Origin of the sequence: Paraneptunicella aestuarii, assembly GCF_019900845.1 — a bacterium.
GTDB lineage: Bacteria > Pseudomonadota > Gammaproteobacteria > Enterobacterales > Alteromonadaceae > Paraneptunicella > Paraneptunicella aestuarii.
Map to the genome: position 1 here is coordinate 385273 of NZ_CP074570.1, position 25626 is coordinate 410898.

The window sequence follows — 25626 nt, forward strand, 5'->3', positions numbered from 1 at the left end:
ACAACGTGGTAGCATGTTGTTTATTAGCGTTTTTGTTATTGTTGTGATGGCAATGCTGGGGCTGACCATGACAAACATGCTGGCAACATCGGCAGAGTCAGTGGTGTATGAATCTTTGGGTTTGAAAGCCATGAATGCAGCTCGAACCGGTTTGGAAATCAGGGTTTCTGCGGCATTTCCTTTGCAAGCGTCAGGCGCGATTGCTCTTTGTGAAGCGGCTCCTGCCGGAGCGGTTGCAATGAATTTAGACGCCATTGATGGTTTGCAAGGCTGTTCTTATATTACTGATTGTCAGTCTGATAATAGTAGCCCCAAGGTAACTTATTATCGTTTTAGCAGTACCGGGCAGTGCTCGGTGAGTGATGTGGTGGTGAGCAGAACAGTGGCTGTGGATGCAAGAACGCTTTAAGTATCATGATGGTCTTATTTAAACAGCAGTATGATGAGTGTGTAGCGAGATGAGCAATATATTGAAGTTCATTATGTTGAGCTTACTGATATTTAGTCAGGGAGTGTATGCCACTATATGCCCGTCTCCTCATCACAATGCGGGAAAATTGATCATTAATGAAATCAGTTTTCATGGTCAAAACTCTCAAAATAATTGGTTTGAGTTATACACGGAGGAACCGTCTCTTAATCTCAGCGGATGGCGTGTTGTTCTGAAAGGTCGTGGCGGGATTAATGAAGTTATTTCCCTACCTAATATTACGATGCCCTGGAATGCTCAAACGTCAGGTCGATTTTTAGTCATGGCTGCATCAACTCAAAGCGCTGAGATTAGTGCTGGGATCACAAACGGTACTTTGGTGATTGGGCAAAACCTGTTTATTAATCACCATATTGACTTACATAATACCATTCAGGAAATGCTGATTCTGGATAACCATGGTGATCTGGTGTACTACTTGGGTTATGCCAATCGTTTTAGCCAGTTTACTTTTGATTGCCCTTGGCGCTACCCTGAATTTTCCGACACTATTATTGATGTTGGTAATAGCGATACAGCTTGTACCGCGGTTGATGGTGATAGCTCAGGTTATGATGAAAACGATTGGGTGGCTGGTTGTAATGGTGACACAACTGTAGGTGAATCCAACAACTCGGCGGAATTATTAAGCCATTTTCAGATCGAGCATGATGAGTATGGTGTTCCGGGAGTACCTGAAACTATTACCATAAAAGCCTGCGCTACGGCTGATTGTTCTGTGTTGATGGATGAAGCGGTTAGCGTTGATATTTTCCTTTCGTCAGGTACAGGTACTTTCACTACTTCCTCGCTGAGTTTTTCATCGGGAAGCATTACCACTGATCTCTCGGTGTTAACCGAACAGACAGTTACACTCGCACTGCAAAACATGTCGCCAGACGTGAACTATCAATGTTTGGGAAGTTCCGGAGCAACGGACTGTCAAATCACCTTTGGTGACCCTACGCCCATAGCAAAGTACGAATTCGAGCAGGCACAATGGCAGGGCTACGACAGTATTCTTGATGAAACAGGCAACAACAATCATGGTTCACCCATAGGCTCTATCAATCCTACATACCCGACCTCGGAAGTGTCTTGTAAGGTTATGGATGTTGACGACGATGGTTATTTTTTCCCAGTTTATACTCAGAATGCCATGGACACAGGTCTTGACGTGAGTTCTGATATTGGCGCCACAGGCACAATTTCATTTTGGTATCGTAGTAATTACGACTGGGTTGGTGGTGGTGATCGTCAGCTTTTTGATGCTTCTATTGAAGCTGATTTTTTTGGCTTTACCGGGCATTTCTTTTATCTCACTCTAACTAATGCCGGACGTTTGGAATTTGGGCTTGAAGATAGTGCCGAAAAAGATGCCTACATATACACTGGTGTACAGAACTTCAGTGCTGGTGAGTGGGTGCATATCGCCGCTGTATGGGATGTGACCAACGAACAATTACAGATATATATTAATGGTGATTTAGCTCCTGTAACCAGCTACATCCAGTCACCGTTAAGTGGCGACATATCGAATGTACAGTCACTTTTTATTGGTGATAACCGTTCAGTTTATTCAATTTATAGTGCTAGCGATAAGTCTGCAAATGGGCAATTCGATGTTGTGCGTATATATGATGTTGCTCAGTCTGAGACTGGCATCGAAAATGATATGCTCGAGGTGTTTCCCTGTAATCAAACGCCACTGTTAGGGGAATATCGTTTTGAACAGCTTAGTTGGCCGAGCTCGAATACAGTTCTTGATACCAGTGGTTCAGCTAATCACGCGTCACCTGTCGGTAATGTGCTACCTCTCACTCCGGGAATAGAAGTTTCCTGTAAAGTTGCCAATGTGCCTGCTAACTATTCTGTGAATGATATTTCGGCAATTGATACTGAAATTGACCCCAACGCTCACATAGGAAGTAAGGGAACCATTTCATTTTGGTATCGAAGTAATGAGGATTGGGATTCGGGCAGTTCAAGGCAACTTTTCGACGCATCAAGTACCCATGGGGCTTATCCAAGTGCCTTGGCAGATACCTTCTTTTATTTAACGTTAAATTCTTCCGGTCGATTGCAGTTTGGTATGGAAGACAGCAACGACAGCGATGCGATCATTACTTCCTATAGTTCTTTTAATTTCACCAGTGATGACTGGGTGCATGTTGCTGTGACCTGGGATTTAAACAACGAAGAACTACAGATGTTTATTAATGGCAATTCAGTCTATACCTACGACAGCATTGCTAATTTGTCTGGCGCGTTAGGTAATACTTTTAGTCTGTATATTGGTGATAATCGTTCGCAGTATTTTGTCTTTGACAGCTCTGCTAATTCTGCCAATGGTCAATTTGATGATGTGCGGATTTATTCCATCGTTCAAACTCAGGCCGATATTCAAGCCGATATCGCTGACGTGCAACCCTGTGGTATCGGCAACGTGCATCATTACGAGTTGAATTTTAATCCATCGGGCTCTATTTGTGCAGACAGTACCATTACCGTGAATGCTTGTGCTGACGCAGCATGTAATGTTCTGGCGAATGGTTTGCAAAGCGTCAATCTGGAATACACTGATGCGCTCAACAATACTACCAGCATCGTCAATGGGTTAACCCTAAATAGCGGCACTGCCACTTATGATTGGCGTTTACTAACCCCTCAAACAGTGACATTAGGGATTAGTAATCCATCACCCTCACCTACTCATGCTTTGGAATGCGAGCCCGCGAATTGCCAGATGACTTTTGGGGATTTGGCGTTGGAAATGCTGGTTGATGGTCAACCCGGTGATATTCCAACTCAAATAGCCCAATTACCCTTTTCGAATAGCATTTCTGTTGTGCCGAGCCAGCTTTGTGGTGGAATGGTTGGCGCTAATTTGGAGCTGGCTTTGGAGTGCCTTGAGCCTAATGTGTGCGCTGGAACGGTAAATGGCAACACAACTCAGTTTTTGGTAAATGATACTGTGGTAAGTGAGGATTGGCTCACCTCTTTCACGTCAATATTGGGCTTTGACTATATCAATGGTAATGAGCTTGACTCTTTGGTTTATCACGACGCTGGAAAAGTCCGCTTGCATGCGAAAGTAGGGACTGTCACTACCTACAAGGATTTTGTGGTAAAACCAGCTGCACTTAAAACACTGGCATCAGCATCAGATCCTCAGATTGCGGGACAAAATTTTGATATGGAAATTTCGGCACTCGGGGCTGAGGGGGCGATATTACCGGGCTATGCTGCTCAGGATCTGCAAGCACGGGTTATACGTGTATCTCCTACAGCATCCGGCTCCGTGGATGGCCATCTGGTTTTTTCTAATAAAGGCGGGACAATCCCTGATATAACATCGATAAGCAGCAGCACCAATGAGAATAGCGCATATAGTCCAATTCACGATGATATTGATGATATGGTGAATGGTATATCAAGAAATATGCAGGCTTACTACACAGAGGCCGGGAGGGTATATATGGAAGTGGTTGATGTCAATTACTATGGAAGCGTTATCTCCCCTCCAGGGAATGGATGGGTGTCGCCGCTGAGTAACGTACAATTTATCCCTTCCTTTTATAGTGTAAGCCATGAGACTGTTTCGTTGCTCGATAGCTGTGGTGCCTTTAGTTATTGGGGACAGCCTATTCCTGTTTCTCCAAGTGTTAAATTAAAGATTGTTGCGTTAAATGAGGAAAGTACACCTCAGATAACCAGAAATTTCAATGCGTGGAATCTGGATTTAGATATTGCCAATATTGCCGCTCCGTCAGGAGCTGGCTGGACGGTAAATGCAAGCAATATAATGTCGGAAGATTCCATTTCTTATGATGGGCAGCATGAAGTCAGTTATTCTGCGGATATCACTTTCAACAAAAACGTGACTCCTCAGGTTCCATCCGTTTCCCCACCGGCTACCATTGAAAATAATTTAGGTATGTTTACGGATCAATCCATCTCAGGTCTTTGCTATAAAACAGCATCTAATGCGAGCTGCTCAGCGTATTCAATAAGCAATATTACAGGTGCGAACCTGCGTTGGGGACGCGTTGTTTTAGATAATGTTTATGGCCCTGAGAATGAGCCTCTAAACATGAGAGTCAGAACAGAATATCTTGATGCATCCAGCCAATTTGTGACTAATCTTGACGATGGAAGCTTGTCTTCGGCTTGTACAAGCTACAATTGGTCAACCGTGGATGGCAAAATAGGATTGTCTGCCGTTTCTGGTGAAACGGATATTCGGAGTTATTTAACCGCTGTTGGTGGTGGTGGCGATTTGCTTCAGGGGGCGTCGTTGAATTACGAAGGTATCATTATTCCTGCCCCCGGTGTTGGTGTTTCTGGAAGCGTTGGAATTACTCTGCTTCCAGATGCGTCCGGTGTTACCTGGCCTGATTATCTGAATTTCGACTGGGATGGTGATAATGACATTGATGACAATGATCGACCTTATGCAACAGCATCATTTGGACAATATCGAGGAAATGACCGCATAATTCACTGGCGAGAAGTCCTCAGATAAGTAAAAATAATACAAAGGTGTCACCTAATATCATTTATGAACGTGCTAAAACTTGCGCTTTTCTCGACAAGTCAATAGCATAGGGGCTTGTTGTGGGATCGGCAGAAAGTGATCTGTCCAAAGCCATATTCTGCACCATAATAAAAATAAATCCGTATTTGCCGCCGTCGGCAAAACAATGTTTGGAACGGAATAATGAATCGAATAGCACATTTAGCCTTGGCAGTAACTGTCGCGTTTTCATCACCGTTAGTGTTGGCCGCAGATATGTCGGTAGAAGACATTAGGCTACAAATTCAAGAGCGACAGGCTGAATTTGACAACTACAACAAAGATCTGAGTGTTCAGATCGATACCGCCAAGCGGTTAGAAAAAGAGCTGGAATCATTGCGCGAGAATGCTGTTATAGCCGAGGCGGAACGGCAGTCAGCGTTGAATGAGATGAACCTGCAATATGAGCGTATGGTTGAGGATCCCAGCCTTGATATCAGCACTGTACGTCAAGCATATTTGGCAGCAGTGAAGTCTCATAAAGAAACCAAAGATTCCATTACTGCGAAATACAACGAATGGCAAAATCAATTGCAGGAAGTTGAGCAACGCCGTTTGTCCAAGCACAGTTTGTTAAACAAACTGGAAGGCTTGCGTGAGCAGTTGAACAGCGCTCGTGTCGATCGCCTTTTCAGCGAATTTAATCGTCAGGATATGGTTGCCGTTACTCATAACATTGCCTGTGATCGTGAAGAAACCATCGGCAAATGTATGGAGCGAGGTAAGTCTCTGGCGAAACAGAAAGCTTCCAAACGCTATCTGGATCAATTGTATGATGGCTTGAGTGAATCAACCGAAGCTTTAAAACGTCGTCCATATTCCGATGCCTACGTGCAAATTATCCGCAGTGAAGTGGTTGAAAACAATTTCAGTGGCCTTGGTAACTACAATCTTAAAATGAACGTTGAAGTGAAAGGTAACTTGCAACGTAATGAAGGCTGCGCACTGTTGGGTGTTGATGATAGATACTGTGTTGCTGATAAAGATCAGGTCAATGTTGCTGAAGTCGCTGCCCCCGGTCTTAATTTGAGTGGTGGTGTTCAAACTGACGAATCCGTTATGTATGAATTGACGGTTCGTTCAAATGTTTACGATGATGAAGTCTTTATTGACGGTGTTAGCTACGGTTCTACTCGTTTGCAAATTATGTTGCCTTCTGGTGAGCATGATATTGAAGTGGTTAAGCGCGGTTATGACACCTTTAAACAAAAGGTGAATCTGACTGATAGCCGCACTTTAAAAGTCGATTTGAATCGCTCTCAGTACACGTTCAACAAAGGTGAGCGTATTCAGGATATTCTCGCTGGTGACGTAACTGGCCCTGATCTGGTTGTTGTACCATCAGGTGCTTTCCGTATGGGGGATATCACAGGTCACGGCCTTGATAACGAGCGCCCTGTTGAAAGTAAAGAAATCTCCAATACTTTCGGTATCAGCGAAACTGAAATTACCGTTGAACAATTCCAACACTTTGTTTCTGCAACCAGCTATGTAACTGATGCTGAAAAAGGGCGTGGTTGTGCGTTTTATGAAGGTGGTCGTCCGGTTTGGCAAGAAAATCTGAACTGGAGAGCGCCGGGTTATGCTCAAACAAAAGAGCATCCAGTTGTGTGTGTGAGTTTGAAAGATGCGCAAGCCTATGTTGACTGGCTAAGTGCCAGCAGCGAACAAAGCTACCGCCTGCCAAATGAAACTGAGTGGGAATATTCCGCTCGTGCTGGCAATGAGTCAGATTATTGGTGGGGTGACGGCATTGGTACTGATAATGCCAACTGTGGTTGGTGTGGTAGTCAGTGGTCAAATGTTAGTGCTGCGCCAGTTAGCTCCTTTGAACGTAACGGTTTCGGCTTGTTCGACACTGTAGGTAACGTTTGGGAGTGGACTGTAAGCGAACGCTCTCAAAGTGGAGCGGTAGTTCGAGGCGGTGCCTGGAACTTTGCGCCCAGATTGGCGAGAGCTGCAACCCGTATGGAACTTGACCCATCGTTCAGATCCAACTATGTTGGATTCAGAGTCTTGCGGGAACAATAACCAGGTTACTGATAAATCCCGGTATACTTACCGGGATTTTTTTATACTTTACAACGAGCCATTATCTCGCCCATTCTTAGTAGGTGAAGTTGGCAGCGAAGCCCTTTAGCTTCTTGAATAAGCTGTTGAATGAGAGATAGCTTGCTGAATGGCGGGGGCATTGGTAAAGTTAGCGAATTTCCGTATAACCACAACAATTTACAATAAGGAAGCGGCCATTCCATGTTTAAAAAGCTTCGGGGAATGTTTTCCAACGACCTTTCCATCGACCTCGGCACCGCAAACACACTCATTTATGTTAAAGATCAGGGTATTGTTCTTAATGAACCGTCCGTAGTGGCAATTCGCCAGGAACGAGCTGGTGGCCCCAAGAGCGTTGCAGCCGTTGGTGCGGAAGCAAAACGCATGTTGGGACGTACTCCCGGTAACATTAAGGCCATCCGTCCGATGAAAGACGGCGTTATTGCCGATTTCTACGTGACAGAAAAGATGCTGCAGCACTTTATCAAACAGGTTCACGACAACAACATTTTGCGTCCAAGCCCTCGAGTGTTGGTATGCGTACCTTGTGGTTCAACTCAGGTAGAACGACGCGCAATCCGTGAGTCGGCTCTGGGAGCTGGTGCTCGTGAGGTATTTCTGATTGACGAGCCTATGGCTGCGGCTATCGGTGCAGGCTTGCCAGTATCAGAAGCAACGGGCTCAATGGTTGTGGATATCGGTGGCGGTACTACTGAAGTGGCCATTATTTCATTAAACGGTGTTGTTTATTCTTCATCTGTTCGTATTGGTGGTGACAAGTTTGACGAAGCCATTATTAACTACATTCGTCGTAACTTTGGTTCCTTGATTGGTGAAGCGACTGCTGAGCGTATCAAGCATGAAATCGGCGCAGCCTATCCAGGTGAAGAAGTGAAGGAAATCGAAGTTCGAGGCCGTAACCTGGCAGAAGGTGTTCCTCGTGGCTTCACACTAAACAGCAACGAGATCCTTGAAGCACTACAAGAGCCGCTAACCGGTATTGTGTCTGCGGTAATGGTTGCCTTGGAGCAATCACCTCCAGAGTTGGCCTCTGATATTTCCGAACGAGGCATGGTGCTAACCGGCGGTGGTGCGTTGTTGAAAGATCTGGACAGATTGTTGATGGAAGAAACAGGCATTCCAGTTGTTATCGCTGATGATCCTCTAACCTGTGTGGCCAGAGGTGGTGGTAAAGCCTTTGACATGATCGATATGCACGGTGGCGATTTATTCAGCTACGAATAATCCTTGTTTAATAACAAGCGCTAATCGAGCATTTCATGGAAAATATTTTTATTCGAGGGCCATCACTTAACAGCCGGTTGCTGCTTGCTGTTGTCTTGTCTGTCTTTCTTATTGTGCTCGATTATCGTTTTAAAACCTTCAGTGGAGTTCGGATTTATCTGAACTCCATGGTTGTTCCGCTGCAATACATGGCTAATATGCCCAGTGAAGCAATGAACTGGCTTTCGCGCAGTTTAGCTTCCAAACAACGATTGCTGGAAGAAAACGCAGAACTCACACACCAGGCAACGTTACTTAGCGAAGAGCGCTTACGTTATCAATTCCTGAAAAAAGAAAACGACCGTTTGCGTATCCTGCTAGGCTCCCCTGTTCGAGAAGATGCGCGCAAGATGGTCGCTGAGTTAATGGCCGTTGATAGCAACCCTTATAGTCACCAGATCGTTATTGATAAAGGTGCTGCTCACGGGGTTTATCAAGGTCAGGCGGTATTGGATGAACATGGCATTGTTGGGCAGGTTCTTCAAGTGGCGAGCACTAATAGCCGCATACTGCTCATTTCTGATTTAACTCATGCTACCCCATCACGTATTCAGCGTAATGATGTTCGTGTGATTGCGTCTGGTTCCGGTGCATTAAGTGAATTGGTTATTGAACATGTGGCACACAGCACCGACATTCGTGTTGGAGATGTGTTAGTTTCATCGGGATTGGGGAATGTATTCCCGGAAGGCTACCCGGTTGCCACTATCACCTCAGTAGTACGAGATGAATCTCGTCCTTTTGCCAGTATACGAGCTGAGCCAGCAGCCAGACTGGATCGTTTGAAATATCTCCTTTTGCTTTGGCCTTCCGATGCGCCAACGCAGCCTGTTCTTGGCGATGGTCAACAGGAGAGCTTGCCTGATGATACCGCTGTTGATGTCAGCATTGATAATAAAAAAGCAGGAGGCCGATAATGTTTCAGTTACGACATTACATTATCGGATTAAGTATTCTGTTTGGGCTAATGCTGCAAATTATGCCCATGCCAATTATTGTTGACCCTTATCGCCCTGACTGGGTGTTTTTGGTGATCGCTTATTGGAGTTTGGCATTGCCAAATCGAGTGAGTGTTGGTGTGGCGTTTCTCAATGGCATTATTTTGGATGTACTGCTAGGAACGCCTTTAGGTGTACACAGCTTGGCGTTAAGTGCCGTAACGTACGTTTTGGCTGCTAACTATTTACGCTTGAGAAACTACTCTGTGTGGCAGCAGGCGATCGTCATTGGGTTACTCGCGTCTTTCTATCACTTAATTGTGTTCTGGATTTTGCGACTGTTAACCGACATCAATTTTAACTTTGAATTATTATGGCCGGTACTGACGGGTACTTTGCTTTGGCCCTGGATTTTCTCTCTCCTTAGAAAAGTTCGTCGTCAGTTTCGCGTTACCTGATCCTGATATCATTCCGGAAAAATATGTCTACACAACTGATTTTAGCGTCGCAATCGCCGCGCAGAGCTGAATTATTAAGTCAGATTGGGGTCTCTTTTCTTAAATATCCCGGTGATGTTGACGAAACCCCACTGTATAATGAGCCCCCTCTTGATTACGTTGAGCGCATGGCGCGTGAGAAAGCCCATGCGGTGGCTACTGAGCTGAGCAATAGCGAGTTAGCGAAACAGCACCAGCGTCTGGTTATTTTGGGTTCGGACACCATTGGTGAATGCAATGGCGAAGTGCTGGTAAAACCTACTGATTTTAATGATTTTAAGCGCATGATGCAGATGATGTCAGGCTCTATCCATTATGTTCATACTGCTATTGCGGTGAGTATGGATGGACAGGTGTCATCTCAGGTAGTGACGACAGAAGTGGAATTCGGGCAATTGACCGAGGCTGATATTAACTGGTATTGGCTAACCGGAGAGCCTCACGATAAAGCGGGTGGATACGCAATACAGGGCTTGGCCGGACAATTTGTGAAACAAATCCGGGGTAGTTACAGCGCTGTTGTGGGTTTACCTTTGTATGAAACCGTTCAAATGCTGAAACAGGCAGGAATTCGCGCCCATGAGTGGTGAGTTACTTATTAACGTTACACCTTCGGAATCTCGAGTCGCCTTAATCGAAAACGGCTTATTGCAGGAGATCCACGTTGAACGCCATACCAAACGTGGTCTGGTGGGTAACATCTATCGAGGTAAAGTAAGCCGCGTATTACCCGGTATGCAAGCCGCTTTTGTTGATATTGGACTGGAGCGTGCCGCGTTTTTGCATGCTTCTGATATTGCCTTGCATAACGAAGTTGCTGGCGAAGTGCCAGAGCATCATTTTGAGAAAAAAGACATTCGGGAACTGGTGCGTGACGGACAAGACATCGTCGTACAGGTGGTCAAAGATCCCATTGGCACTAAAGGTGCGCGTTTAACCACGGATATCACCATTCCTTCTCGTTATCTGGTATTTATGCCCAGCGTTACCCACGTTGGCGTTTCTCAGCGTATAGAAGATGAACAAGAGCGCGATCGTTTAAAATCCATGATGTCTGGGCTGGAAGGTGAAGGCGGATTTATTTTGCGCACTGCGGCAGAAGGTGTGGGCGAAAATGAATTAATACAGGATGCCAAGTTCCTGCGTCGTTTGTGGTCGAAAATTCAGGCTCGTACCAAGCGCAAGAAAGTGAATGTACTGTATGAAGATCTCCCGTTGGCACGTCGCGTATTGCGCGATTTTGTGGGCACTGAGCTGGATCGCATTCGCATTGACTCCAAGCTGGCTTTTCAAGAGATAGAACAGTTTACCGGTGAATATGCACCTGAGTTTCACAAGTTATTGGAATGGTATCCTGGTGAGCGTCCTATCTTTGATCTTTATGACGTCGAAAATGAGGTTCAGCGAGCTCTAGAACGCCGTGTGGATTTGAAATCGGGCGGTTATTTGATCATTGACCAAACCGAAGCCATGACCACCATCGACATTAATACCGGTGCGTTTGTCGGTCATCGTAATCTGGAAGAAACCATATTCAACACAAACACCGAGGCGACTCAAGCGATTGCTCGTCAGCTAAGGCTGCGCAATCTGGGTGGCATTATCATTATTGATTTTATTGATATGGTGGATCAAAACCATCAGCGCAGGGTGTTACATAGCCTGGAAGTGGCTTTGAGTAAAGATAGAGCCAAGTCCAAGATTCACGGTTTCACCGCTCTTGGGCTAGTGGAAATGACGCGTAAGCGAACCCGAGAAAGTCTGGAGCATATCCTGTGTGGCGAATGTCCTGTCTGTAAAGGGCGAGGCTCGATCAAAACGGTTGAAACTATCTGTTTTGAAATTATGCGTGAAATTGTTCGGGTTAACCGTGCTTATGATGCAGACAAATTTGTTGTCTATGCTGCACCGACCGTTGCCAATGCCTTAATGGATGAGGAATCTCATGTTTTAGCAGAATTGGAACTATTTGTGTCCAAACAAATCAAAGTACAGACTGAACCCTTGTATAATCAGGATAATTACGACGTAGTCATGATGTAAAATCATGAGCGGACAATTTTAAGGCAATTAAGTGAACAGCGCGCGCTACTACATTTCCTATATCATCAGAAAAATCTGGATGGTGTTCGCCGTATTGACGGTGACATTAGCCTTGGTGATCACGTTGTTGCGCTATTCATTGCCCTACATGGACACCCAGAAGACGTTTATTCAGAATTGGTTGCTGGAGACCTATGGCGCAGAAGTCGAGATTGGCTATATCAGCGCAATCTGGAAAGCCCGAGGTCCCGCCATTGTACTGAAAGACCTCACACTGGTTCATAACGATAACTCTCCTATTGCCTTTAGTGTTGATGAAACTCAGGTTGAACTGGATCTCATCTCTTCCTTGCAATCCTGGCAAATTCATTCCAAACGTTTCAATTTGATTGGTATGGATATGCATGTCGATTTGGAACAATTGCAGCAAGGTGGCAGTAATTTCCCGGTTGTTGACGCCCTACAAACCTTATTTTTGGAACAACTACAGCGCTTTTCCATCAGTGATAGTGACGTCACTATTAAAACCCGTCTGGATGAGCAGCAAATTGAGGTTCAGCAATTGTCGTGGCTAAACAAAGGCACTCGACATCAGGGCGTTGGGGAAATGCGTGTTGCGGAATTGGCGCGTAACTCTGCCCGCTTTGTTCTGGATTTAACGGGTTCAAAAAACGAATTGGAAGGGACTTTTTATGCCAAGGGCGAAGATTTGGACTTGGCTCCTTGGGTGAAGGAATTTGTTCCCACTGAATATAATTTGAAGAAAAGCCGCGGGAATTTCGAATTATGGGCTGGTTTGTACAATTCTCAGGTTACGTCAGTACAAGCCAATTTCAGCGAAAGCAGCTTTCTTTGGCAAGGTAAGAAGAAAGGTTCTGAGGTTAGTGCTAATGTTTTGAAAGGCGAGTTTGCCGCACATCCATCGGGTAATGGCTGGTTGTTCAACATGAGTGACTTCATGTTGCTGGTTAACGACAAAGCATTAGCGAGCAATTGGGCTGGAGAAGTCACAAAATCGGGTGTGTTAACTTTCAATAACGTTGAGCCAGTTAAGTTGTCCCCTATTTTACCTTTAATGAATGTGCTTCTTGGTGCAGAACAGGCTGAGCCTATTTTGTCACTTGCACCCAGTGTTCAGGTTGATCAGGTTCATTTTGAACTGAGCTCAAAGCAAGTGGCGGCTCAATTACGTTTTTCTGACCTGCATTCCAACGAAAACGACGCAATACCAGGTTTGCAAAATTTGGCAGGCAGTATTTCCTGGTTAGACAATATCATGCGAGTGGAATTGAACTCATCTCAGAGTGAACTTAAAAGCGGGCAACTACTGGGTTACAACTTGCCCTACGAAACACTACGCCTGGATGCTTTTTTAGATGTCTCTGGTGACACATTGGAGCTGTTTGCACCAGAAATTTCAATTCATGGTGACAAGGTTAATATTGATACTTCCTTAAGATACCAATCTGATACTGAGTTGTTCCAGTTGATTGGCAAGCTGGATGATATGTCTGTCGAACAGGCAAAAGCGCTTTTTCCTCGTAATTTGATGGGGCCAGAAACCACAGAATATTTGCGTGAAAATCTCCATGAAGGTGATGTGAGTGGTTTGCAGGTTATTTGGAGTGGGCAGTTTAGTCACTTTCCCTTTGAACAGAATCAAGGGGTTTTTCAGGCAGGAATTGAGCTTCGCAATGGGCGCTTGGAGTTTGACGATTCTTGGCCTGAGTTGAGTGAATTGAGTGTTGATTTGCTATTCGAGAATGCAGGTTTAATGATGACCAGTCATCATGCTCGTTTGCTCGATGTCATGGTAGAGAATGTGCAAGCCAATATTCCTGAATTAGCGGAAAACGCAGTCTTATATATTGATGCCAAGGGTGAAACCACCGGGACTTTGGCAACAGGGGTGCTTCAAGGTAGTAGTTTGCAGGATAGCGTTGGCGCAGCGCTGGATTTTGTTCAGGTGAGCGGGCCTTTGGATCTCAAACTGGCTTTGACGATTCCGCTCAACGGTGTTGATGTTGTGGCGGACGGAGAGGTCACGTTTAAAAACAATCCAGTTTATATTCCCGACCTGGATATTCAATTGGTTAACACTCAAGGCGTTTTATCTTTCAGGAATGAAAAGATTGTTTCCAATGATCTGACTGCCATTTTGTTGGGGCAACCTATGTCTATGACTGTAAAAGGTGAACAGCAAGAGGATGCTTATAAAGCCAATATCAGTTTTGCAGGGGATTGGGATGTTGCTCAGTTAGTGCAGGATTATCACTCAACCTTGCAGCCTTATTTCAAAGGGAATACGCCTTGGCAAGGAGAGTTGGCGCTCACCCTTCCTGAGGAAGGTTTTCACTACAGCATGCAAGTGCATTCTCAGTTACAGGGTATCGATCTGGATATTCCCGAACCCTTTAAAAAGAGTGCTGATCAGGAACGTTTATTATTTTTGGATAGTGAAGGCGATGCTACTGCCTCAACGGTTCGTATGTTGATGGGCAATGAAATTAAATTTAACGGTATTTTTCCTCACGCTGACAAGCAATTTTCTCGCGCTCATTTGTCAATTGGAAGTGATAACTTCGTTGGAATGGGATTGGGGTTTAGCGTCTCTGCTCAATTAGACAGTTTGTCCTTTACTCCCTGGTATCACTTTATTGATGCTTTAGTCTCTGGCTTACCTGACGGAGATAAACCCATTCTTGAAGCACCACAACGGGTGTTTATTGAGACTGAGTCCATGCTCTTTGCGGGTCAGAAAATCAGAAATGTATCGGTTTTGGCTAAAAACCGGACTGATGACTGGTTGCTGGATGTGAACTCTGAACAGGCTCGCGCTAAAGTTGCTATGTCCAAGCAATTGTTCTCCAGAGGTATGACGGTAAATGCTGACTACATTAACCTTGCGGAATGGAACAATGGACTAGAAGATACTCAGGGGGAACCTGAGATGGATTACAGTAAGTTGCCGCCGTTCAAGTTTGAGTGTAAACAGTGCTTATTGAGCGGGTATGAGCTTGGTAAGGTGAAAATCAATATGGCTCGTAACTCTTCAGGAATGCATATTGATTTGTTTGAGCTCAACAAAAAGGACGGCAAAGTCGTGGCGTCTGGCGACTGGTTCATCGAAGGCGAATCTAACAGTACCTGGCTAAAAGGCACTTTTACCAGCAGTGACATGGGGAGTTTTCTGAAAGATATGGATTACGACTCTGGCATTCGTGACTCTGATGCCAAGATGGATTTTAACCTTACCTGGAATCAATCTCCTTTCGATATGGATCTTAATACCATTAATGGTGACGTAAAATGGCATCTTGGTGATGGTTATCTGACCGATGTCAGTGATCAAGGGGCACGTATCTTTAGTATTTTGAGTCTGGAATCCTTGATCCGTAAGCTGACTCTGGATTTTCGTGATGTCTTTGCGAAAGGCTTCTTCTACGACAAAATGGATGGCACTTTCCAGGTTAGTGATGGGCGAGTGACGACACGCGATACTCATATTGATGGTGCAGCTGCGGCAGTGAAAATTGAAGGCTACACTGATTTGTCCGATAAGAAACTGAATTATATCGTAACGGTAAAACCTAATTTAACCTCCAGCTTGCCTGTGTTATTGGCGTGGATGGTCAACCCTGCCACCGCGGTTGCTGCCTTGGCTTTGGATGAAGTGATTACGTCTGCTAATGTGGTGTCTAATATTAAGTATTCACTTACTGGAACCTTGTCTGAACCAAAGGTGGATTTACTTGATAAAGCCAGTAAATCTGTTGAGCTGCCGGCTAAAAAGCAAGCCCCTGTAGAACCTGCTAATGGTTCTTTTATTCCTAATCCAGCGATAAAATCTCCACAAATAGGTGATTCAGAGGTAAACAAAACCGGTATAAATGGCTAATATACTTACACTATCCTTCCAACCTAGATAGAGAATGCTAATGGATGCAAGACTTGCCGCAATGCAGTTAGTGTCTGTGCCGGATCCGGAAGAGAATCTGGCGCAAATCGAAGCTATTTTAAAAACCATGAAAGTTGATGTGCCGACTTTGGTTGTTTTACCTGAGTGTGTTGCCAGTTTTGGTGCTTCAGATGCGTCATTGCTTGAAATAGCAGAACCGGTTGGGAATGGAAAAATCCAGAATGCATTATCCAAAATGGCAAAAACCTATGGTGTCTGGATAGTGGCTGGCACTATGCCGACATTGATTCCTGATGATCCCAAACGTTATTCGGCTAATTGCTTTGTGTTTGATGATCAAGGAGTGGTAAGAGCCGATTATCAAAAGATTCATATGTTTGATGTTCAGGTTGGAGACAATACCGGTTCCTATCTTGAATCTCGCTATACCCGACCAGGAGAAAAAGTCACGGTTGTTGAAAATACGCCGTTTGGTCGCTTGGGTGTCGCGGTCTGTTATGATCTTCGTTTTCCTGGCCTTTTCCAGGCAATGGGGGAAATTGATGTGTTGGCTTTGCCTGCTGCGTTTACTCAAAAGACCGGTCGAGCTCACTGGCATCCTCTTTTGCAAGCTCGTAGCATAGAAAAACAATGTTATGTGGTTGCGGCAAATCAAGGCGGTGAACACTTGAATGGGCGTCGTACCTATGGCCATTCCTGCATTTATTCAGGATGGGGTGAACTATTAACTGAGATCCGTGAAGGGGCTGGATGTGTTTCCGCTCCGATGGATTTTAAACACTTGGAAGAGTTGCGCCAGAATATGCCAATTACCAAGCAAAATCGCTTTAGGAGTGAACTTGTCTAATTTCGTTGAACAACATCTTATTCAGGAGTCTGGATTGCAGTCTTCTGATCTGCAAGACATTCTGGGTTTAATCTATCAGCATGACACCGATTTTGCGGATTTGTTTTTCCAGTCTAGCCAGCACGAGGTTTGGGTGTTGGAAGACGGTATCATTCGTGAAGGTAGTTATAACATTGAACGCGGTGTCGGCGTTCGAGCGGTAAGTGGAGAGAAGACGGGATTCGCCTATTCCGATGTTATTACTCGACAGGCATTGGAAGAGTCTGCGAAGGCGGCTCGGAGCATTGCTCGTTTGGGCGGGCAGCATAAAGTGAAGCCTTTCGCAGGTAAACATGCACAGGAGCCTGCAACAAAGCACTACGGGCAAGATAATCCACTATTGGGTATGGTGGAAAATGACAAAATCCAAATGCTTCGTGCAGTTGATGCTTATATTCGTAATAAAGAAAAGGATGCTATTCAGGTGGTTGTTAGCCTGACAGGCGTCTATGAAGAAGTGTTGGTGGCGGCAACTGATGGCACCTATAGTACAGATGTTCGTCCTTTGACACGTTTGAATTGTTCAGTGGTTATTGAGCGTAATGGCAAGCGAGAAAGAGGTAGTGCTGGAGCTGGTGGGCGTACAGGATATCAGTTCTTTCAAGAGCTGATTGGTGGTGTGCCACGTTATCAAACTTTGGCTGATGAAGCCTTGCATGTCGCGAATGTGAATCTGGAAGCCGTTGATGCACCTGCGGGCGTTATGCCTGTTGTGCTTGGCAATGGCTGGCCGGGCGTACTGTTACATGAAGCGGTTGGTCATGGTTTGGAAGGTGATTTTAACCGTAAAGGTGCTTCCACATTCAGCGGACGCATCGGTCAGCAAGTGGCGGCTAAGGGCTGCACCGTTGTTGATGACGGAACTATTGGAGCTAATCGGGGCTCAGTTAACATCGACGATGAAGGTACACCTGGGCAGTACAATGTTCTGATCGAAAATGGTGTGCTTAAAGGCTACATGCAGGACAAGATGAATGCTCGTCTGATGGGAACCAAAGTCACTGGAAATGGACGTAGGGAGTCTTATGCGCATTTACCTATGCCCAGAATGACAACGACGTACATGCTACCTGGAGAGTATGAGCCGGAAGAGATTATCGCCAGTGTGAAAAAGGGCATTTATGCGCCTAATTTTGGTGGTGGTCAGGTTGATATTACGTCCGGTAAATTCGTGTTTTCTACCGCTGAAGCTTACCTGATTGAAAATGGCAAGATCACCGCGCCAGTTAAAGGAGCGACCTTGATTGGTAACGGGCCGGAAGTGATGCAGAAAATTTCCATGTTGGGAAATGACTTAAAGATGGATCCCGGTGTTGGCATTTGTGGTAAAGATGGTCAGAGTATTCCTGTTGGTATTGGTCAACCTACCGTTAAAGTGGATGAGCTGACGGTTGGTGGCACAGCCTAGATTTTTAAATCATACACCAAAGATTAACAGGCTCTAGAGCCTGATTATTTCAAAAGCCACCTTTATGTCAGGTGGCTTTTTGTATCCGACCTTTATCTCAGCCATTTATGGTTTTTATTTTGTGGTTTTTATGAAATCTCAGGGTTTCTGATCATTTTCACTTCTTTAATATTCAACGGTAAATTTATTACCTATTCTTAATTGTTCTGAACCTATATCAATATCCCGTTAATTAGACCGGATCAATGTGAATTCTTGTCTTATACTGAAATCATGTCTTGCAGGTTAGCTAAGTTTGTGATGGCTGAAGAAAATAAGAGCATTGGAATTCTCCCAACAGTGGTAATTATTGCGGTCATAGCTGTGTCAGCTGGTGGTCTGGTTGGATTTGTTCTGGATGATTCTCCCGGATGGATGGTCGGTGTTGTTAGTGTGATACTCGGCTTATGTATTAGCTTAATACCTATCTATAGCCGCTTCCTGAAGCCTTTATCTGAAGTTGCACCAGTGATGTTACAAGGGTTTCAAGACTTTAAACCTTATAGTCAGGACAAAGAACGGTCTGCTGGCGTTTATGCGCCAATGATGGCATCTGCTCGAAATTGCCTGAGTAGTTTTTCTACGGCAGCTCAAAATCTTGTGAAGGATGGAGACACTCTGTCTGTTGGCGCGGCCAAGGTGTCCCATTTCGTTGATGGTTTAAAGGTGACTATTAATGATCAGGTCAGAATGGTGACTCAAATCGCCGCAGCGGCAGAGGAAATTAATCAGACTTCAGATCATGTTGGCGTGAGCGCTAAAGAAGCCATGCAGGCTGCCAGTGATACACGCGAGAACTGTGCCAAGGGGCAGGAAGTGTTAAGGCGTACCATTAGTGAAATCAATAAAGTCAGCGACAACGTAGCTGTTACTTCTGAACAGATTGCTTCATTGAAGAAGATGTCTGAACAAATTCAGGGTATTACCCAAGTTGTAAACAATGTTGCAGAGCAAACTAACTTATTGGCTCTGAACGCAGCCATTGAAGCCGCTCGTGCCGGAGAGCATGGAAGAGGTTTTGCGGTCGTAGCTGATGAAGTCAGGCAGCTGGCAACCAAGACTACGGCAGCGACCAGTGATATTAGCCATATGCTGGATGAAATGGAAAAAGGCACCCTGAGTTCTGTAAAAATTATGCAAGAACTGTCGGGGAATGTTAACCAGGCAGTGTCTACCACCAATGAAATCAATAGTACCTTTGAGAGTATTATCGATAAGGCGGGGCAGTCAGAATATAAGATTCAACATATTGCTGAATCGTTGGAGTCGCATATTGCTGCCACCAGCGAAATTTCCAGTTCTATTCATCATATTCAGGAAACGTTAGAAGAAACCGAAAAAAAGGCACAGGTTTCAAAAGATCAGGCTGCGTTTTTGGCCAAAGTAGCTGAAAACATATACGAATACCTATCCCCTTTTAATCTGGATACGGTTCATGATCGTATGAAAGGCATTTTGTTCGATTTATCCAGAGCCTTCGAGCGCGAATTTAACCGCGCGATTGCCAATGGTGAAATTACCGAGCAAAAGCTATTTGACCAAAATTACAAACGGATCCCCAATACGGATCCACCCAAGTATCACAGTGCCTACGATGATTATACCGACAGAGTTTTCCCCGGTATCCAGGAAAAGGCTTTAGCGGATTTTCCCGATTTAATTTACGCGGCGGCGTTGGCAAGAGATGGCTATTCTCCTACGCACAATAAGAAGTTTTCTCAGCCATTAACGGGCGATTACGAGAAAGACATGATTAATAACCGCACCAAACGTATTTTTAAAGATCCGTTTGCTGTGCGGGTTTGTCAAAGCACAAAGCCGTTTTTGCTGATTACCTATACGCGAGATACAGGGCAAACATTCCATGACTTGTCTGCACCTATTTATTTGAACAATAAGCATTGGGGAGCCATTCGGATTGGCTATGCAGCGCGTGAAGATAAGATGAAGTAGTGCATACTCGCATCAACCTTCTCCTTCAAGGGGAGGGGCTAATTTCTCTATTCGCCATGCTGGTGAATGTCAGCCTCTCCCCAAGCGCTGAAAAATACAAAAAGCCCTGAAATAAGTTCAGGGCTTAAGTGATAGTGTTTCTATCCGTGAGGGGACTAGGGATCCAAAGTGACCTTAAAACTCACTTCTGTTTGATTTCCTCTTGGGGTTTGGATGCGATATCGGTACTGCACCTCACCCGGGGTTGTATTGGTAATATTATCCAGAGTCGTTGTACTTCCAGGGACTCTTGAATCTTCGCGACGTGTAGAGTTAGATACCCTGTCAATAATCAGTTCAACGTTACCTGTTTGAGTGTTAATAATGCCTACTTCTGTACCAGAGGGCATGACTTGCTCTGCGGTATCATAGTAAACCAGTGTAAGATCGGAGGTTTCGCCATTTGCGAGCGTTAACTTGTTTGGTGAATTAATATCGGGATCATTATCAAAGACCACATTATTAATGTTACCAACATCACCGTTATACACTCTCCAATAAGCCGATGAGCTACTCATCACTATCACTAGAGATTTACGCACATGTAAGGTTGTGCCTTCTTCCTGACCGCAAAGTGTAGCTGATTGACACTGAGGCCCATTAAACAAACCGTCGGCTTCGTTGAATGTGAGGTCACTGTTGTAGTCAATAAAGAGTTCCGATGGATCTTTTACGCCGTTTTCATTATCGTCACGCCAGGCTTCTGAATGATCCACAAAACCTGTTTGAGCTGGTGTTGATACGGCTAATCCATTGTCGTTTCCATCCGAGATGGGGCCGCCATCATTGTCGTCAAAGATATTGTTACCATTGGAGTCAATGAGCGTTTCATGCCCTATGGCTGTTGCCAAAATAGTGATGCGGTGATCACTGGGGCGAGGGTTTGAAGATGTCCAGGTAACGCTACATGTACCGGTATTTGGTAATGTGGGGTCAATATCCCCATTGGCATCTTCTCCTGTAACACAGCTAGGTTCTATCGTTCCACCTTCGGTTGTAAAGCTGACGGTTGTGCCGTTAGGTACGGGGTTGTTAAAGCTGTCCGCTAATCTGGCTACAATGATTGCTGTTGTGCCATCAACATTGAAGGCTTCTGCGTTTAATAGAGAGGAAGATAAGCTGAAACTGTTTTGATCGGGCAGACCTGTGTTGACAGATAACAAATCTGACTGCGTGCGGATAATTTCTCCGTCAGCGCCCTCGGTACTCGCCGTTACTCGCACTGCAGTTGGTACGTTACCAGCACTGACTCGAGTGCTTACCTGACCCTGTGAATTCGTTAAACCTGAGAGGGGCTCAATACTTAATCCACCGGTACTGGTGTTTAAAGCGAAACTGACTTCCTGCTGTGCTAACGGATTCCCAAGTTCACCATTTACCTGAAAGGTTAGAGTAGATATTGATTGGCTGTTTTGCCCGCCAGTGCCTTGCAAAACAATTTCACTAGGTGCGGCGGAAACAAATGAAATTGAACCTATTCCTTCTGGCTGAATGGTAAGGGCGCGGTTGATGGTGAAAGTGGTGTTGTTGATCACAACTGAGGCAATAACCTGGTCGGAATTGCCGGTACTACCTGCACAGCTAATGTCTTCATAAGTGGCAGATGCGACACCGTTGATGGTTGTCACAACGGCATCAATGGTTGCTTGTCCACTGCTGACACAATTGGAGGTGAAACTAACAGGGGTGGGTGTTTGAATTCGTTGCCCGGTTTCATTAACCAATGCAACTGAAAAGCCTGCTGTCGCGCCTGCGCTGATAATGACATTACCGTCGCTGTTTTCAGCCGTTGAACCAATGCTGCCTTCAACAAACTGTCCATTGTTATTGATATAGCCAAACAAGGTTTCGCCTTCATCAACAATGGTGTCTGCTGCTTGAATTTCAAAATTAATGGCATCGCTAATTGATAGGTTGTTCACTGTCACATTAGCTTGTGCGGTAAAGGCTCCTAAGTCTGTCGAGGCTGTTTCCAAGGTGACTTGAGTAATACCATTAGCGTTGGTTAACCCTGAGTCTGGTGTTAAGGTTGGGCCGTTTCCTGATACTGAAAAGCTAACAATAGAATCCATTACAGGTTCGTTGTTAGAGTTCAGGAGCTTGGCCTGTAGCTGCACTTCTTCGCCTGCTTTAAAACGACTTACAGGCTCGCCATTTTTATAAATATTGATATCTAATTGGGGATTTGGGTCTTCTGTAAAGGGCAGGGAGATATATTCATAGCTTGCGCTGTCTGTCAGCTCACCATAGGTCGCGGTTAAGGTTGTTGCCCCAATCTCCAAATTGGGATTGGTGATCCTGACTTCTGCAATGCCACTGCTATTCGTTAATGCGGTAGCAGTGGATAAGCCTCCTAATTGAGAAGCTGTCGCAAAATTGACCACTTCATTGTTCAGTGCTGCGTTGTCACTGGTGAGTGTGGCTCTAACACATAGGCTCTCATCTGCGTCGAAGCTGGCTGTGACCACTTCTTGGCACTGACTGTTTAAAATATTCAGTTCAAGCGCAACAACGGGGGGAGTATCACCACCACCATTAAAAGGATCCGAACCATTTGCTCCCGAGGTTCCACCACCACATCCGGTCAGGCTGAAAATGCCTAGTGCGCCGAATAATAAGACTGACAGTCTTTTCATTGTTATTCCTTATCTAATTCCGATCGTAAATATTTAAACAACTCTCTTGCTGCTGTAGGCGGTTTTCCCTGCTCTTGTTCTTTCTTGGCCTGACGTAAAAACTGTCTAAGCTTTTGTCTTTCCAGACCAGGGTGCTCTTCAAGTGTAGCTTGAATGGCCGAATCACCTTCAGATAAAAGTTTATCTCGCAGAATTTCCAATTTGTGAAAACGCACATTGGCAAGTTGATGATGGTTCTTCAATTTGTTTAATGCGTCATTGATTGGATCTAAATCGCGGCTACGAAGTAACTTGCCAATAAATTGCAGTTGGCGACGATAGCCTTCTTTTTTCTTATTGATATCGCGCGCTAAAATAATCGCCTTGCTTAATTCTTCATCAAGAGGAATTTTCGCTAACGCTGCACTACCCAGGTTAACCAGTTCTTCCCCAATCTTCTGAATAGCGTGCATTTCTCGTTTTAGTTGGCTCTTGCTTTTTAACTCTTCGTTAAGTTCGTCGTGTTCTTCATCGAAACTCATAGTAATTCAACATCCACCTTTTAGGTTTTAATGATAAGATTGTAACCATAGCCAGTGCCTTATAATAGCGAGAAACATAGATTTATGCAGGTGGACAAACAAATACCGGAAATCCAGAGCATTGTTGCTGAAGTTTTAGCCATGGCGAAAGCAAAAGGGGCGACTCAGGCTGAAGCGAGTATGAGCAAAGTGCAGGGAATTTCTGTCAGTACACGTATGCAAGAAGTAGAAACCATCGAATTTAACAATGATGGTGGATTAGGCATCAGTGTTTATGTGGGATCCCGAAAAGGGAGTGCATCTACGGCCGATTTGAGCAAAGACGGCTTGGCTTTGACGGTCGAAAAAGCCATTCAAATTGCCAAGTATACCAATGAAGACAAGTATACCGGTTTGGCTGATGCCGAAATGATGATAGAAAATCCAATTGATCTGGAACTTTACTATCCTCAGGAAATGGACACACAACAAGGTGTGCAGTTAGCGATTGCGGCAGAGCAAGCGGCTTTTGAAGTTGACCCTGACCGAATTAAGAACTCTGACGGTAGTTCTTACAATATGAACGTAGGTGCTCGGGTTTATGGTAATAGTCATGGTGTTAACGTAGGTTTTCCGAGTAGTCGATATAGTCTTAATTGTGTGATGATCGCTCAGGAAAACGGTGAAATGCAGCGTGACTATGCCTATACCGTTGCGCGTGATTTTGCGGGTTTGAAAACGCCAGCCGAAGTGGGTGTTGAGTCAGCCAAAAATGCTTTGAGTCGATTGGGTGGTCGCAAGTTAAACACAATGAATGTACCGGTTCTGTTTCATCGTGAGTTGGCATCCAGCCTGTTTGGGCATTTTATCAGCGCCATTAGCGGTGGCAGCTTATACCGTAAATCTTCTTTTTTGATGGATAGCTTGGGAACAAAAGTGTTGCCTGACTGGATGAACATCTATGAGCGACCGTTGATCAAAAAAGGTTTGGCGAGTAGTTCGTTCGACAATGAAGGCGTGCGCACAGAGGACATGGATATTGTCACTGGTGGTATTTTGAATCATTACTTGTTAACCAGCTATTCTGGTCGCCGTTTGGGTATGCAAACCAATGGGCATGCTGGTGGTATTCATAACTGGTTGATTCAAGACACCGGACAGAGTGACGAAGAGTTATTGCGCATGATGGACAAAGGTGTACTGGTGACTGAGCTCATGGGACACGGTGTTAATACGGTCACGGGTGATTACTCTCGTGGCGCAGCTGGCTTCTGGGTTGAGAACGGACAGATTCAGTATCCGGTTCATGAAATTACGATAGCCGGGAACTTGAAGGATATGCTTTTAGATATTCAAGCCATTGGCGCTGTTCCTGAAACCAGAGGCAGTGTTCAGACGGGGTCTATTTTGCTTGGTAATATGGCGATTGCCGGAAATTAGTAGAAATTTAAGTCCATAAAAAAGGAGCACTTAATGTGCTCCTTTTTAGTGTCTAGAATCGATTTTTCAGATCGTCGAATCAATTAATCGACTGATCCGCAAAAACGGTAGCCTTCACCGTGAATGGTTACAATCAAATCTGTACCAGAAGGGTGAGATTCGAAATGTTTACGTATACGGCGAATAGTGACGTCTACGGTTCTGTCGTTAGAGCGTAATTCACGTCCAGTCATTTCCTGGATTAACTGTTCTCTGGTCAGGATCTTGCCTGGGTTGCTCAAGAAAAGGTGTAACGCTCTAAATTCGCTACGCGGCAAGCGGAACTCTGTACCTGATGGAGAAATCAGGCTACGGCTGTCTCCATCCAACACCCAGCCGTTAAAGCTGACTTTGCTGGGAAGATCTTCATCATCGTTGCTATGTAATGTGCGCGACAGCAAGTTGCGAGCACGAATGGTTAATTCTCTTGGATTGAAAGGCTTGGTTAGATAATCGTCGGCACCAATTTCTAATCCCAAAATACGATCAACGTCGTTATCACGGCCTGTCAGGAATATGAGCCCGACGCTTTTCTTGTCTCTGACTTCACGCGCAAGGATAAGCCCGTTTTTACCAGGCAGATTAATATCCATAATGACGAGGCTAATATTATGATTCTCGAAAATGTCGTGCATTTCTTCGCCATTCTCGGCTTCATGTACTGTATAGCCTTCTGCTTCAAACAGGCTACGTAATGTGGTACGTGTTACAACCTCATCTTCCACAATGAGCACGTTTGGAGTTTGCATAATACTCACCTTTCTTCTCGTCTATTATTGGTGTCTACAATCTTTACTGTGGTTATCTTGCTACTTTTGCTTGCAACTATGTAGCGATATAACTTTTTAAGCTGACATTGGCTTCCCTGGTCGGCTTTTTGCCTGAATTATCTTAAGAGTAGGCGACTC

16 protein-coding genes are annotated in these 25626 nt (G+C 44.8%); 13 read left to right on the forward strand and 3 right to left on the reverse strand.

The window, feature by feature from the left end; all coding sequences use genetic code 11:
* Window positions 1-13: 13 nt before the first annotated feature.
* The 12 genes from KIH87_RS01645 (at window position 14) to KIH87_RS01700 (ending at window position 20064) form a co-directional block, all read left to right on the forward strand.
* Window positions 14-409: a type II secretory pathway protein gene (locus KIH87_RS01645; protein ID WP_232359802.1), complete on the forward strand. Its 396-nt coding sequence runs from the start codon at window positions 14-16 to the stop codon at window positions 407-409.
* A gap of 49 nt (window positions 410-458) precedes the next feature.
* Complete coding sequence (locus tag KIH87_RS01650; protein ID WP_232359803.1) at window positions 459-4994, forward strand: LamG domain-containing protein; 4536 nt, start codon at window positions 459-461, stop codon at window positions 4992-4994.
* Window positions 4995-5189: 195 nt separating this feature from the next.
* Window positions 5190-7076, forward strand: a complete 1887-nt coding sequence (locus tag KIH87_RS01655; protein ID WP_232359804.1) for a formylglycine-generating enzyme family protein — start codon at window positions 5190-5192, stop codon at window positions 7074-7076.
* A 222-nt stretch (window positions 7077-7298) separates the two neighbouring features.
* Window positions 7299-8342: a rod shape-determining protein gene (locus tag KIH87_RS01660; protein WP_232359805.1), complete on the forward strand. Its 1044-nt coding sequence runs from the start codon at window positions 7299-7301 to the stop codon at window positions 8340-8342.
* A 35-nt stretch (window positions 8343-8377) separates the two neighbouring features.
* Complete coding sequence (gene mreC / locus KIH87_RS01665; RefSeq protein ID WP_232359806.1) at window positions 8378-9298, forward strand: rod shape-determining protein MreC; 921 nt, start codon at window positions 8378-8380, stop codon at window positions 9296-9298.
* Window positions 9298-9777, forward strand: coding sequence for a rod shape-determining protein MreD (gene mreD, locus KIH87_RS01670; protein WP_232359807.1), 480 nt, complete (start codon window positions 9298-9300; stop codon window positions 9775-9777). The genes mreC and mreD overlap by 1 nt, the downstream gene beginning before the upstream one ends.
* A gap of 23 nt (window positions 9778-9800) precedes the next feature.
* Window positions 9801-10406, forward strand: a complete 606-nt coding sequence (locus tag KIH87_RS01675; protein ID WP_232359808.1) for a Maf family protein — start codon at window positions 9801-9803, stop codon at window positions 10404-10406.
* Entirely contained in the window at window positions 10396-11859 is a 1464-nt protein-coding gene (rng, locus tag KIH87_RS01680) for a ribonuclease G (protein ID WP_232359809.1), read from the forward strand. The genes KIH87_RS01675 and rng overlap by 11 nt, the downstream gene beginning before the upstream one ends.
* Window positions 11860-11890: 31 nt before the next feature.
* Window positions 11891-15757, forward strand: coding sequence for a YhdP family protein (locus KIH87_RS01685; RefSeq protein ID WP_232359810.1), 3867 nt, complete (start codon window positions 11891-11893; stop codon window positions 15755-15757).
* A 40-nt stretch (window positions 15758-15797) separates the two neighbouring features.
* On the forward strand, window positions 15798-16625 hold the full coding sequence (locus KIH87_RS01690) for a carbon-nitrogen hydrolase family protein (protein ID WP_232359811.1): 828 nt from the start codon (window positions 15798-15800) through the stop codon (window positions 16623-16625).
* Window positions 16618-18072 carry a metalloprotease TldD gene (gene tldD, locus KIH87_RS01695; RefSeq protein WP_232359812.1) on the forward strand — a complete coding sequence of 485 codons (1455 nt, stop codon included), beginning with the start codon at window positions 16618-16620 and terminating at the stop codon, window positions 18070-18072. Before KIH87_RS01690 ends, tldD begins: the two co-directional genes overlap by 8 nt.
* A 300-nt stretch (window positions 18073-18372) precedes the next feature.
* Entirely contained in the window at window positions 18373-20064 is a 1692-nt protein-coding gene (locus KIH87_RS01700) for a methyl-accepting chemotaxis protein (protein ID WP_232359813.1), read from the forward strand.
* Between the two features lie 155 nt (window positions 20065-20219).
* On the opposite strand, the gene KIH87_RS01705 is transcribed toward KIH87_RS01700, so the two are convergent.
* Window positions 20220-22739 carry an Ig-like domain-containing protein gene (locus KIH87_RS01705; RefSeq protein ID WP_232359814.1) on the reverse strand — a complete coding sequence of 840 codons (2520 nt, stop codon included), beginning with the start codon at window positions 22737-22739 and terminating at the stop codon, window positions 20220-20222.
* 2 nt (window positions 22740-22741) lie between these two features.
* Window positions 22742-23260 carry a ribosome biogenesis factor YjgA gene (gene yjgA, locus KIH87_RS01710; protein WP_232359815.1) on the reverse strand — a complete coding sequence of 173 codons (519 nt, stop codon included), beginning with the start codon at window positions 23258-23260 and terminating at the stop codon, window positions 22742-22744.
* An 84-nt stretch (window positions 23261-23344) separates the two neighbouring features.
* Between yjgA and pmbA the strand changes: the two genes are divergently transcribed.
* Window positions 23345-24679: a metalloprotease PmbA gene (gene pmbA, locus KIH87_RS01715; RefSeq protein ID WP_232359816.1), complete on the forward strand. Its 1335-nt coding sequence runs from the start codon at window positions 23345-23347 to the stop codon at window positions 24677-24679.
* Between the two features lie 83 nt (window positions 24680-24762).
* Here the strand turns inward: pmbA and arcA are convergent, their stop codons facing one another.
* On the reverse strand, window positions 24763-25467 hold the full coding sequence (gene arcA / locus KIH87_RS01720; RefSeq protein WP_232359817.1) for a two-component system response regulator ArcA: 705 nt from the start codon (window positions 25465-25467) through the stop codon (window positions 24763-24765).
* Window positions 25468-25626 lie beyond the last annotated feature (159 nt).